The organism is Erythrobacter donghaensis (assembly GCF_001557325.1).
In the GTDB taxonomy this organism is placed as follows: Bacteria; Pseudomonadota; Alphaproteobacteria; order Sphingomonadales; family Sphingomonadaceae; genus Erythrobacter; species Erythrobacter donghaensis_B.
In genome coordinates, this window is the sequence record NZ_LSJS01000165.1 from 16813 (window position 1) to 28719 (window position 11907).

General features: G+C 69.0%; 9 protein-coding genes. 5 read left to right on the forward strand and 4 right to left on the reverse strand.

Features of this window, described 5'->3' with window-relative positions; all coding sequences use genetic code 11:
* Nucleotides 1-141 precede the first annotated feature (141 nt).
* The 4 genes from AX692_RS09680 to AX692_RS09695 all read left to right on the forward strand — a co-directional run bounded on the left by AX692_RS09680 (nt 142) and on the right by AX692_RS09695 (nt 5600).
* Complete coding sequence (locus tag AX692_RS09680; RefSeq protein ID WP_073973605.1) at nt 142-2601, forward strand: TonB-dependent receptor domain-containing protein; 2460 nt, start codon at nt 142-144, stop codon at nt 2599-2601.
* 93 nt (nt 2602-2694) lie between these two features.
* The gene (locus AX692_RS09685) at nt 2695-3777 is read left to right on the forward strand and encodes a glycoside hydrolase family 68 protein (RefSeq protein WP_081095241.1); all 1083 of its coding nucleotides are present in this window, start codon (nt 2695-2697) and stop codon (nt 3775-3777) included.
* Nucleotides 3777-4646 carry an ROK family protein gene (locus tag AX692_RS09690; RefSeq protein WP_073977245.1) on the forward strand — a complete coding sequence of 290 codons (870 nt, stop codon included), beginning with the start codon at nt 3777-3779 and terminating at the stop codon, nt 4644-4646. Before AX692_RS09685 ends, AX692_RS09690 begins: the two co-directional genes overlap by 1 nt.
* Nucleotides 4647-4691: 45 nt before the next feature.
* Nucleotides 4692-5600 (forward strand): alpha/beta hydrolase, encoded by a 909-nt coding sequence (locus AX692_RS09695; protein ID WP_073975866.1) that lies wholly within the window; start codon nt 4692-4694, stop codon nt 5598-5600.
* Here AX692_RS09695 and eda read toward each other — a convergent pair.
* The 4 genes from eda to AX692_RS09715 form a co-directional block, all read right to left on the reverse strand.
* The gene (eda, locus tag AX692_RS09700; RefSeq protein ID WP_073975865.1) at nt 5597-6205 is read right to left on the reverse strand and encodes a bifunctional 4-hydroxy-2-oxoglutarate aldolase/2-dehydro-3-deoxy-phosphogluconate aldolase; all 609 of its coding nucleotides are present in this window, start codon (nt 6203-6205) and stop codon (nt 5597-5599) included. The genes AX692_RS09695 and eda overlap by 4 nt on opposite strands.
* 2 nt (nt 6206-6207) lie before the next feature.
* A complete protein-coding gene (gene edd / locus AX692_RS09705; RefSeq protein ID WP_073975864.1) occupies nt 6208-8010 on the reverse strand; it encodes a phosphogluconate dehydratase in 1803 nt (600 codons plus the stop codon).
* On the reverse strand, nt 8003-9442 hold the full coding sequence (zwf, locus tag AX692_RS09710; RefSeq protein ID WP_073977648.1) for a glucose-6-phosphate dehydrogenase: 1440 nt from the start codon (nt 9440-9442) through the stop codon (nt 8003-8005). Before zwf ends, edd begins: the two co-directional genes overlap by 8 nt.
* Before the next feature lie 72 nt (nt 9443-9514).
* Nucleotides 9515-10837 (reverse strand): sugar MFS transporter, encoded by a 1323-nt coding sequence (locus tag AX692_RS09715; RefSeq protein WP_073973836.1) that lies wholly within the window; start codon nt 10835-10837, stop codon nt 9515-9517.
* A gap of 170 nt (nt 10838-11007) precedes the next feature.
* On the opposite strand from AX692_RS09715, the gene AX692_RS09720 reads away from it, so the two are divergent.
* Nucleotides 11008-11907 (forward strand): LacI family DNA-binding transcriptional regulator (locus tag AX692_RS09720; RefSeq protein WP_073977649.1); only part of this gene is annotated, 900 nt, incomplete at its 3' end.

Below are 11907 nucleotides of genomic sequence, written 5' to 3' on the forward strand. Positions count from 1 at the left end.
ACCGGCGCTGTGGCGGAGAGGTGACACGAATCCGAGTCATTTGCAAACGATTGCAAGATTCCTGTTGCAATCGTTTGCAGGGCGTTTAGGTCTCGCATCGCCAGCGCCCGAAGATGCGCGTGCCTTGAGAGGAGAAGACCCATGAAATTGCGTTACGCGCTTTGCGCCGGTGCCGCCGTGTCGGCCCTCATCTCCGCCCCCGCCTTCGCGCAGGACACCACCGACGAGACGGTCGAGGGCGAGGAAATCATCGTCACCGCGGTCGCGCGCGGCCAGAACCGCATCGAAAGCTCGGTCTCGGTCAGCGCCATCGGGGCCGACGAGATCACCAAATTGAACGCCCCCTCCTCGGCCGACCTCATCCGCCAGATCCCCGGCATCCGCTCGGAAGCCTCGGGCGGTGAGGGCAACGCCAACATCGCGGTGCGCGGCATTCCCGTCTCGACCGGCGGGGCGCGCTACATCCAGCTGCAGGAAGATGGCCTCCCGATCCTCGAATTCGGCGACATCATCTTCGGCAATGCCGACAACTTCCTGCGCGCCGACCGCTCGGTCGCGCGCGTCGAAGCGGTACGCGGCGGCTCGGCCTCGACCTTCGCCTCGAACGCGCCGGGTGCGGTGATCAACTTCATCTCCAAGACCGGGGAGCAGGAGGGCGGCGCGATCCAGGGCTCTGTCGGGCTCGACTTCGAGACCTATCGCCTCGATTTCGACTACGGCGCGCCGCTCGCCGAGGATCTCTACTTCCACGTCGGCGGCTTCTACCGCACCGGCGAGGGCCCGCGCGACATCGGCTACAACGGCTATGACGGCGGCCAGATCAAGGCCAACATCACCAAGGAATTCGACGGCGGCTATATCCGGTTCAGCGCCAAGTATCTCGACGACACGACGCCGACCATTCTGCCCCAGCCGGTGCGGGTGACGGGTTCGAACGGCTCGCCGAGCTATCAGGCGATCCCCGGTTTCGATCCGCGCACCGATTCGCTCTACAGCCCCTTCCTCGGCCAGGCGGCGACGCTCGACGGGAACAACAACCCGGCCACCTTCGACTTCCGCGACGGGCTTTCGGTGCAGTCCTTCGCCTTCGGGATCGAGAGCGAGATCGACGTGGGCGGCGGCTGGACGCTGACCAACCGCTTCCGCTTCGCCGACAATTCGGGCGGCTTCCTGTCGCCCTTCCCGGCCGGGGCCGACAGCGCGCAGAACGTGGCGAACGCCATCGGCGGCGCGGGTTCGACCATCCTCTTTGCGAGCGGCCCCAATGCCGGGCAGGTCGCCAACCCGGCGACCATCGGCGGCAACGGCCTGCTCACCAACGTGGTGGTGTTCAACACCCGGCTGAACAGCCTCGACAACATCACCAACGATTTCCGCGTGAACAAGGAATTCGACCTTGGCGGCGGCTCGCTCAATTTCACCAGCGGCTTCTACCTCTCGCGCCAGACCATCGACACCGACTGGCTGTGGACCAGCCACGTCCAGACCGTGCAGGGCGACGGGCAGGCGGTGCTGGTCGACATCCGCAATGCAGGCGGTGAGGTCGTCACCCAGAACGGGGCGGTCGGCTTCGGCGCTACCTTCTTCGGCAATTGCTGCCGCCGGTCCTATGATGTCGACTATTCGACCTACGCGCCCTTCGCCTCGCTCTCCTTCGAGACCGGGCGCCTGACGCTCGATGCCTCGATCCGCTACGATTTCGGCGATGCAAGCGGGACGATCACCGGATCGGATACCGGCTTCGGAACGGGCGTTGCCAGCTTCGATTTCGACCGCAACGGCACGATCAGCCCCGCCGAGGCGCAGACCAGCGTCCTGCCGCTCGGCAATGCGCGTCCGGTGAACTACGATTTCGACTACTTCAGCTACTCGCTGGGGGCGAACTACCTCCTCACCGACGATCTGGGCGCCTTCGTGCGCTACAGCCGCGGCGGGCGTCACACCGCCGACCGCTCGCTGTTCTCGCCCGCCGTCAGCACCACCGACGGCAGCCTGCCGGGGGGTGATGCGGGCGTGATCGCCACGGTCAGGCAGCTCGAAGTGGGCGCCAAGTACCAGTCGGGCGGGATCGGCTTCTACGCCACCGGCTTCTACGCCAAGACGCAGGAAACCAATGTCGAGCTCGCCCCGCTCGAACTGTTCGACAGCACCTACGAAGCCTACGGAATCGAGCTCGAGGGCTCGTGGCGCACCGGGCCCTTCTCGCTGACGGCAGGGGCGACCTGGACCGATTCCGAGATCCAGGACGCGCTCGACGCCTCGACCATCGGCAACACCCCGCGGCGTCAGGCCGATCTCGTGTACCAGGCCACCGCGCAGTACGAGAGCGACCTGTTCACGCTGGGCGCCAACGTGGTCGGCACCACCGACAGCTTCACGCAGGACAGCAACCAGCTGAAGCTGCCCGCCTTCGCGCAGGTCAACGCCTTCGTCGCCTTCCGCCCGATCGAGCGGATCGAGGTCGGCCTCAACGCGCAGAACCTGTTCAACGCCGAGGGCTTCACCGAGGCGGAGGAGGGTTCGATCCCCGCCAACGGGATCGTGCGCGCCCGCTCGATCGCCGGGCGCACCGTGCTTGCCTCGGTCCGGTTCGACTTCTGACGAGCGGATGCGAGCTATCGGGGCTGGCCGCCATTCTCCCCCGGCGGCCGGCCCTCCCTTGTATTGATGTGACGTGACGGGATGACAGCTCGGATGACCAGCAGGTGGACAGCCGAACAGGTGCGCCGGATCGAGGCTCCGCTCGGGGCCGACGTGCTGATCCCGCAGGTGGGCGATGCGGGCCACGGGGCGCTCGATCCGGCGCGGCTCTACTGGGACATGTGGCCGCTGCAGGACGCGAGCGGGCACCGCACGCGGCTCGCCGGGCGCGAGCTGTGGATGGCGCTCACCGCCCCAGACCGCGGCGATCCGGCCCTGCGCCACTTCGAGGCGAAGATCCACTGGATCGAACGGCGTGATGCGGCCTGGCACGATCTCGGCCCGGTTCTGCCTGCGATTGACGTGCCTTACGAACGCGAATGGGCAGGTTCTGCCCTGCTTCATGATGATGCGGTGACGCTGTTCTTCACTGCTGCCGGAACCGACGCCCGTGCGGGCGGCTACCAGCAGGAGCTGTGGTCGGCCACCGCCCTGATCGGCAGGGACGGCTTGCCGGGTGAATGGTCGTTCCCTGCGCCGCTCGTCACCGGCTACGGCCCGCATTACATGCCCGCCGATGCCCACGAGGGCGAGGCGGGCAAGATCAAGGCTTTCCGCGACCCGGCCTACTTCCGCGACCCCGCCGACGGCACCGAATACCTTGCCTTCACCGCCAGTCTCGCGGGCTCGGCCAGCGCCTTCAACGGCGCCTTCGGCCTTGCCCGCAGGGGCCCGGAAGGCTGGGCGCTGATCCCTCCCGCGCTCCATGCCGAGGGCGTCAACAACGAGCTCGAGCGCGCCCATCTGGTGTTCCACGACGGTTCCTACTACGCCTTCTGGTCGACCCAGACCGCGACCTTCGCCGAAGGCCTGCGGCATGCACCGGGAGGGCTCTACGGGATGGTGGCTGGCAGCATGGCGGGGCCGTGGCGGCCGCTCAACGGGACGGGGCTGGTGCTCGCCAATCCGGAGGGTGCCCCGCAGCAGACCTACAGCTGGTATGTGGACGCGGACCTCACCGTGTGCAGCTTCGTCGATGTCCTTCCCCATGATCGCTTCGGCGGGGTGCCTGCCCCGCTGCTGCGCCTGACGCTCGATGGCGAGACCGCCGGGCTGGCGCTCGAGCGCGCCGCCTGATGCTGGCTGCGGTCGAGGCGGGGGGCACCAAGTTCGTGCTCGCGGTCGGCCCTTCGCCTGACGCGATCACTGCCCGCCACACCATCCCGACCCGCGACCCCGCCACGACACTGGCCGAGGCTGCGGCATGGTTCGCAGGCCATGGGCGCGTCAGCGCGCTGGGCATCGGCAGCTTCGGCCCGGTGGAGCTTGACCGCGCCAGCCCCCGATGGGGCTTCATCACCACCACCCCCAAGCCCGGCTGGGCGGGCACCGATGTCGCCCGCCACCTCGCCGCTGCGCTCGGGGGCGTGCCGGTCGGCTTCGACACCGACGTCAACGCCGCCGCGCTCGCCGAGCACATGGCGCGCGGCGGCGGGGGCAGCGGGAGCCTTGCCTACCTTACCATTGGCACCGGCATCGGCGGCGGGCTGGTGCTGGACGGCAGGCCGGTTCACGGCATCGCCCATCCCGAAGTCGGCCACATCTACCCGCGCCGCCATCCCGACGACCGCGAGTTCCCCGGCACCTGCCCGCACCACGGCGACTGCCTCGAAGGCCTCGCCAGCGGCCCGGCGGTGATCGCGCGCTGGGGCGCCTCGCTCTCCGAGCTTCCTGCCGACCACGCGGCTCACGCGATCATCGCCGACTACGTGGCGCAGGCCTGCCACGTCCTCTTCGCCAGCGTCGCGGTCGAGGAGGTGGTGATCGGCGGCGGGGTCGCGCAGACCCCCGGGCTGGTCGAGCGCATCGCCGCGCGGGCCCGCGAACTCGATGCCGGCTACCTCCCCGGCGGCGCGCGGCACCGCATCATCGCCCCGCGCCTCGGCACCGACAGCGGGATCATCGGCGCGATGCTGCTCGCCGCACAGGCTGCCGCAGAGGCTTGATCCTTCCTCCTGCCGCCGCGATAAGGGCGCGAGGGAGAGACACAGATGTTCCGACTGCTTGCCGCGCTCGCCGCGCTGATCGGGTTTGCCATGCCGCTGGCCGCCGAGGCGAAGGGACGCTTGGTCGAGTACGAGCGCGTCGCCGCCGAGGGCCTGCCCGACCAGCGCCTCTCGATCTGGCTGCCGCCGGGCTACGACGCGGGCGAGCGCCGCTATCCGGTGCTCTACATGCATGACGGGCACAACCTGTTCGACGTCAAGAACAGCAACTTCAACAAGATCTGGGCGGCCGACAAGGCGATGCTGGCGGCGGTGCAAAGCGGCAAGGTCGAGCCGCACATCATCATCGGCATCTGGGCGCCGGGGCCGGACCGCTACCGCCAGTATCTCCCCCGCAGCGCCTATGACGCCGCGCCCCCGGCGCTCAAGGCACAGATGGATGCGACGGGAGGCGGGGAGATCATCTCCCAGAACTACCTCGCCTGGATCGCCGGGCCCCTGAAGGCGTGGGTCGATGCCTCCTTCCGCACCCGCCCGGGACGCGACGACACCGCGATCGTCGGCTCCTCGATGGGCGGGCTGATGAGCTGCTACGCCTTCCTGGAGAAGCCGGAGGTGTTCGGCCGGGCGGGCTGCGTCTCCTCGCACTGGCCCGCGGTCGATCCGCGCAGCGTTGCGGGGGAGGACAGCGGGGTGAAGCAGATGTGGGACGTCTGGTTCGCCGCGCGCCTCGGCAAGCCCGATGGTCGCCGCGTGTGGATGGACCACGGCACCGCGACGCTCGACCAGTTCTACGCGCCTTACCAGCAGGTCGTCGACGCGCGCTTCACCAGCGCGGGCTGGGAGAAAGGCCGCGACTGGGAGAGCCGCGTCTACGAGGGCGCCGAGCACGAGGAGAACGCCTGGGCTGCGCGCCTGCCCGAGGTGTTCGGCTGGCTGCTGCGAAGGGACTAACGCAGCCCGAAAGCCTCTTTCGCCAGCCGCTCCACCACCGCCTTGTCCGGCGCGCCCTTGGGCGAGACCCAGCTGCCGCCCACGCAGAGCACCGGATCGAAAGCGAGCCACTCGGGCGCGTTCTCGAGGCTGATCCCGCCCGTGGGGCAGAAACGGCATTGGCCGAAGGGCGCGGCCAGCGCCTTCAGCGCGGGCAGGCCCCCCGCCGCCATCGCCGGGAAGAACTTGAACCGCTCGAGCCCCAGATCGAGCCCGCGCATGATGTCGCCCGCATTGGCGATGCCGGGGAGGAAGGGCACGCCTGCCGCAATCGCCGCCTTGCCGAGATTGTCGGTGAGGCCGGGGGAGACGATGAACTCGCTCCCCGCCTCGAGCGCCGCGTCGAGCTCTCGCGGATTGGTGACCGTGCCCGCCCCGACGATCGCGCCCTCGACCTGCTTCATCGCCCGGATTGCGCCCAGCGCGGCGGGGGTGCGCAGCGTGACTTCGAGCACGCGCAAGCCCCCGGCGACCAGCGCCTCGGCAAGCGGGACGGCGTGAGCCTCGTCCTCGATGACGATCACCGGGATGACCGGCGCGGTGCGCATGATGGCGTCGATATTCATGGTCACAGGTCTCCGGTCGCCAGCATCGCGCTCGCACCGCGCTCGGCGCTGTCGGCGAAGCGGCGGAACATGCCGAACAGCTCGCGGCCCGTGCCGAGCTCGGCGCGACGGTCGGGGGCGGGCTCGCGCGCATCGAGGTCGGCGGTGGTGGAAAGCTCGCCGGTCGCAGCACTGACCCGGACGATGTCGCCGTCGCGCAGCCGCGCGAGCGGTCCGCCCCCCAGCGCCTCCGGGGTGCAGTGGATCGCCGCCGGGACCTTGCCGCTCGCGCCCGACATGCGCCCGTCGGTGACCAGCGCGACCTTGAACCCGCGGTCCTGGAGCACGCCGAGCACCGGGGTCAGCTTGTGGAGTTCGGGCATCCCGTTGGCGCGCGGGCCCTGGAAGCGGACCACCACCACCACGTCGCGGTCGAGCTCGCCCGCCCGGAAGGCGGCGGCGACGCTCGGCTGGTCCTCGAACACGCGGCACGGCGCCTCGACCGTCCAGCGCGTCTCCTCGACCGCCGAGGTCTTGAAGCAGGCGCGCCCGAGATTGCCCTGGAGCAGGCGCATCCCGCCGTCCGCCTTGAAGGGGTTGGCGACGGGGCGGAGCATGGTGTCGTCGCCCGAAGGGCCGACCTCGCGCCACACCAGTTCCTCGCCCTCGAGGCCGGGCTCCTTGGCGTATTCGGCAAAGCCGCCACGCGCCACGGTCAGGATGTCCGCATGCGCCAGCCCCGCTTCGAGCAGCTCGCCGATCACGAAGCCCATGCCGCCCGCGTTGTGGAAGTGGTTCACGTCGCCCGACCCGTTGGGGTAGATCTGCGCGATCAGCGGGACGGCACTCGACAGCTCGGAGAGATCGTCCCAGTCGAAGATCACCCCCGCCGCGCGGGCGATCGCGGGCAGGTGGATCGCGTGATTGGTCGAGCCTCCGGTGGCCAGCAGGCCCACGGCCGCGTTGACGATCGCCTTCTCGTCGACGCAGTGGCCGAGCGGGCGGTAATCCTCGCCCTTGCGCCCGATCTCGGCGACGCGGTGCACGGCGGCGCGATCGAGTTCCTGGCGCAGCTTGGTGCCGGGGTTGATAAACGCGGCGTTGGGGATGTGCAGCCCCATCATCTCCATCATCATCTGGTTGGAGTTTGCCGTGCCGAAGAAGGTGCAGGTGCCGGGCGAATGGTAGCTCGCCATCTCGCTCGCCAGCAATTCGTCGCGCGTCGCCTTGCCCTCGGCATAGAGCTGGCGAACGCGCTGCTTTTCCTTGTTGGGAATGCCGGTCGGCATCGGCCCGCCGGGGACGAGGATCGTCGGCAGGTGGCCGAACCTCAAGGCACCGATCAGCAGCCCGGGCACGATCTTGTCGCAGATGCCGAGCATCAGTACGCCGTCATACATCGCATGGCTGAGCGCGACCCCGGTGCCGAGCGCGATGACGTCGCGGCTGAACAGCGACAGCTCCATGCCGGTTTCGCCCTGCGTCACCCCGTCGCACATCGCGGGCACGCCGCCCGCGACCTGCGCTGTGGCGCCGATCTCGCGGGCGTAGATCTTCAGCCGCTCGGGGTAGCGGTAATAGGGCGCATGGGCCGAAAGCATGTCGTTATAGGCGGTGACGATGCCGATATTGGGCCCGCGCCCGGCAACCATCGCCGGCTTGTCGTCGCCCATCCCCGCGTAGACATGCGCGAGGTTGGAGCAGGAGACGGCCGAGCGATCGCCCATATTGTCGCCTTCGCGGCGGATGAGGTCGAGGTAGGCGGCGCGGGGGCCCCGCGAATTTTCGATCACCCGCTGGGTGACCCGGTGGAGGATGTCATTCATGCCACGTCACTCCGTCGCGTTCCGCGAGCGCGATCGCCGCGCTCGGGCCCCAGCTGCCTGCTGTGTAGGTCTTGGGGGTGAGGCCGTCCGCCGCCCAGCCGGCGCGGATCGCGTCTACCCAGTCCCACTGCGCCTCCACCTCGTCGCGTCGCACGAACAGGGTCTGGTCGCCCTCAACCAGATCAAGCAGCAGGCGTTCGTAGGCAATCCGCCGCACCGCGCCGCTGAAGGCGTCGGGCATGGCGATGTTGAGCGGCACCTGGCGCAGGCGAATCCCCTCGCGATCGAGCCCCGGCACCTTGGCCATCAGCGAGAGGGTGATGTTTTCTTCCGGCTGGATGCCGATCACCAGCCGGTTGGGCTGCATCGTCGCGCCCTTCCCGGCGAAGATCGAGTGCGGCACGCAGCGGAACTGGATCACGATCTCGGTCACGCGCTTGGGCATGCGCTTGCCCGTGCGCAGGTAGAACGGCACGCCCTTCCAGCGCCAGTTGTCGACATGCGCCTTGATCGCGACGAAGGTCTCGGTGTCGGACGGCTTGCCCAGCTCCTCGTCATAGCCCGGCACCGCCTGCCCGCCGATCGCGCCGGCGCGGTATTGGCCGGTGACGGTCTCGTTCGCGGCGACGCCCCGCAGCGCGCGCAGCACCTTGACCTTTTCGTCGCGCACCGCGGTGGCGTCGAAGTGCGCGGGCGGCTCCATCGCCACCAGCGCGAGCAGCTGGAGCATGTGGTTCTGCACCATGTCGCGGATCGCGCCGGCATCGTCGTAGAAGGCGACGCGGCCTTCGAGGCCCACGGTCTCGGCCACCGTGATCTGCACGTGTTCGATGTGCGCGGCGTTCCACAGCGGCTCGAACATGATGTTGGCAAAGCGCAGCGCCAGCAGGTTCTGCACCGTCTCCTTGCCGAGATAGTGGTCGATGCGGAAGATGCGGTGTTCGGGGAAGGCGGCGGCGACCGCGTCGTTGATCTCGCGGCTCGAGGCGAGGTCGGTGCCGAGCGGCTTTTCGAGGCACATGCGCACCGTCTCGCCGGTAAGCCCCGCCGATTGCAGCCCCTTGATCGTTGGCTCGAACAGGCTCGGCGCGGTGGAAAGGAAGATCGCAAGACCGCGCTCGGGCGTCCCGACCTTCTCGGCGAGCGCATCGTAGCCGTCGAGGGTGGTCGCATCGAGGGTCTGATAGGCGAGGCGGTTGAGGAACCACGCCATGCTCCCGCGGCGCTCGGCGGGGAGGTGCTTCTCGAGCGCGGCGCGGGCGAAATTGCGGTATTCGCTGTCGCTCATGGCGCTGCGCGCGGTGCCGACGATCCTGAGGTCGGCGGCGAGGAGGCCATCGGCGTCGAGCGCGAACAGGCTCGGCAGCAGCATGCGCTGGGCAAGGTCGCCGGTGGCTCCGAACAGCAGCAGGCGGTCAGCGGTGAAGCTCATGGCGGTCGGGGCCCCTTGTTGCGTCGCGCTCTACCTAGGCGCGTGGGGTTCTATCCGCCAGTGGGCGCATACTTATTCAAATACGTCGGCAACTCCCGAGGTATCGGGGCCGACCGCAGGTTTTCTGGCAAACACCCCGAAGCCCGCGATGATCGCGTAGCACGCCGCAGGCAGCACCAGCGCGAAGGCGAGGCTGGTCGCGTCCGCCAGCGCACCGTACATCGGCGGGATGATCGCACCGCCTGCGATGGCGACATTGATGATCCCCGATCCGTCCGCCGCGCGCGGGCCGAGCTTCTCGCAGGCGAGGCTGAAGATCGTCAGGAACATGATCGCGTTCATCAGGCCCACCGCGAGCAGCGCGTAGCCGGCAACCACGCCCGTGGAATTGGCCGAGACCGCGATCAGCGTGATTGCGCCCGCCGCGACCGCCGCCAGCGTCAGGCCGGGGCTGACGAAGCGCAGCACCGCCGAGCCGATGAACCGCCCCACCAGCGCCCCGCCCCAGTAGAGCGAGATCAGCTTGCCCGCGTCCTGTTCGCCCAGGCCCAGCACCTGCGGTTGCATCAGGTAGCTGACGATGAAGCTGCCGATCGCGACTTCCGCGCCGACATAGAGGAAGATGCAGGCCGCGCCGTAGCCGAAGCGCGGGCGCTTCAGCAGCGCGAGGCCGTCGGCAAAGCTGGTCTGCTCGTGCTTCTCGCCGCCGAGCCGGTCGCGGAACAGCCACACGGCGCCCGCTACCACCGCGAGCCCTCCGGCGAGGCCGAGATAGCCGCCCACGATCGCCTGGCTCTCGGCGGTGCGATAGGCGGCCAGTTCCTCGCCCGAGAGCTGCGCGGCGGTGACGCCCGCAAGGCTGCCGAGGATCAGGATCGCGCCGACATAGGGGAAGATCGTCGTCCCCAGCGAGTTGAACGCCTGCGCGAAGGTGAGGCGGCTGTGGGTCGTCCGCTCGGGCCCCAGCAGGCTGATCAGCGGGTTGGCAACGATCTGCACCAGCACCACGCCGGTCGCGAGGACGAAATAGGCGAACAGGAACATCGGGAAGAGCGCAGTCTGGCTTGCCGGGATGAACAGGAGGCAGCCCGCCATCATCGTCACCAGCCCTGCGACCGCTCCGCGCATGTAGCCCAGCCGCTTGACCAGCCGCGCGCCGGGGATGCCGACAACCGCATAGGCGATGAAGAACCAGAACTGCACCAGGCTCGCCTCGAAGAAGTTGAGCGTGAACAGCTCCTTGAGCTTGGGAATGATGACATCGTTGAGGCTGGTGATCCCGCCGAAGATGAAGAACAGCGCGAAGACGAAATAGTTGAGCCCCGGCGCATCGACCTGCGGTGCGTCGCTTGCGCCAATCCCAGCGGCCGATGCCGCACCCGGTGCCATTGCCATTGTTGCCGATCCCTCTCCCCGCGCGCGGTTGGCCCGCTCGCCTGCTTTGCGAACGTTCACAATTCGCGCATTCGTGTCAACCTGCAAGAAGCCGCCGCCAATTTCCAGTGCGTATACCAATGCAGGCCAGCCTTGCGCGGGGATAAGGTGAGGCCCTAGAAGCTTCCCCCATGAACGGGGGACCGAAGAGACGGCCGACATCCTTCGATGTGGCGGAGCGGGCGGGCGTCAGCCAGCCGACCGTCAGCCGTGCCCTGTCGGGCTCGCCCGCGATCGCCGAAGCGACCCGCCGCAAGGTGATCGAGGCGGCCGAGGCGCTGGGCTATTTCGTCGACGAGCGCGCGGCGCGGCTGCGGCGCGGATCGACCGGCACGCTCGCGGTGGTGGTGATCTGCCGCGAGGGCGACAGTGCCTCCTCCATCAACCCCTTCGCCTATGCCCTGCTCGGGAGCGTGTGCGTCGCGGCGTCCGAAAAGGGCTTCGAGACGCTGGTGAGCTTCCAGGCGCGTCCGGGCGATTTCTTCGGCCACTACCAGGAACAGGGCCGCGCCGATGGCCTCGTGGTGATCGGCACCACCACCAATGCCGCCGCGTGGGAGCATTTCCGCGGGATCGAGGGGGCGACCCGCCGCGTCGCCTATTGGGGCTCACCCTTCGACGAGCTCGATTGGGTGCGCTCGGACAACCGCGCCGCCGGGCGGTTGGCGGTCGAGCATCTGCTCGCGCAGGGCTACCGTCGCCCCTGCTTCCTCGGCGCGCTCAATACCCCGCAGGTGCAGTTCACCGAGCGCTATGAGGGCTATGCCGAAGCCATGCGCGCCGCCGGGCTCGAGCCGTGCCTTGCCCCCACCGTCAACGCCGCCACCCGCGAGGAAGAAGGCCGCCGCGCCGCGCGCCGCCTGATCGAGCGCGGGGAGGAGGTCGACGCGGTCTTTGCTGCCTGCGACGCGATGGCACTCGGCGCGCTCGAGGCCTTCGCCGCCGCCGACCTGTCGGTGCCGCAGGCGGTGGGCGTGATGGGCTTCGACGATCTGGTCGCGGGCCGCTTCAGCCGCCCGCCGCTCACCACC

What these genes read in the sequence shown, in the direction of transcription:
- eda (WP_073975865.1), bottom strand. Translation starts at nt 6,205, where the DNA reads ATGAATATCGACGCCATCATGCGCACCGCGCCGGTCATCCCGGTGATC.
- zwf (WP_073977648.1), bottom strand. Translation starts at nt 9,442, where the DNA reads ATGAGCTTCACCGCTGACCGCCTGCTGCTGTTCGGAGCCACCGGCGAC.
- AX692_RS09695 (WP_073975866.1), top strand. Translation starts at nt 4,692, where the DNA reads ATGTTCCGACTGCTTGCCGCGCTCGCCGCGCTGATCGGGTTTGCCATG.
- AX692_RS09680 (WP_073973605.1), top strand. Translation starts at nt 142, where the DNA reads ATGAAATTGCGTTACGCGCTTTGCGCCGGTGCCGCCGTGTCGGCCCTC.
- AX692_RS09715 (WP_073973836.1), bottom strand. Translation starts at nt 10,837, where the DNA reads ATGGCAATGGCACCGGGTGCGGCATCGGCCGCTGGGATTGGCGCAAGC.
- AX692_RS09690 (WP_073977245.1), top strand. Translation starts at nt 3,777, where the DNA reads ATGCTGGCTGCGGTCGAGGCGGGGGGCACCAAGTTCGTGCTCGCGGTC.
- edd (WP_073975864.1), bottom strand. Translation starts at nt 8,010, where the DNA reads ATGAATGACATCCTCCACCGGGTCACCCAGCGGGTGATCGAAAATTCG.
- AX692_RS09685 (WP_081095241.1), top strand. Translation starts at nt 2,695, where the DNA reads ATGACCAGCAGGTGGACAGCCGAACAGGTGCGCCGGATCGAGGCTCCG.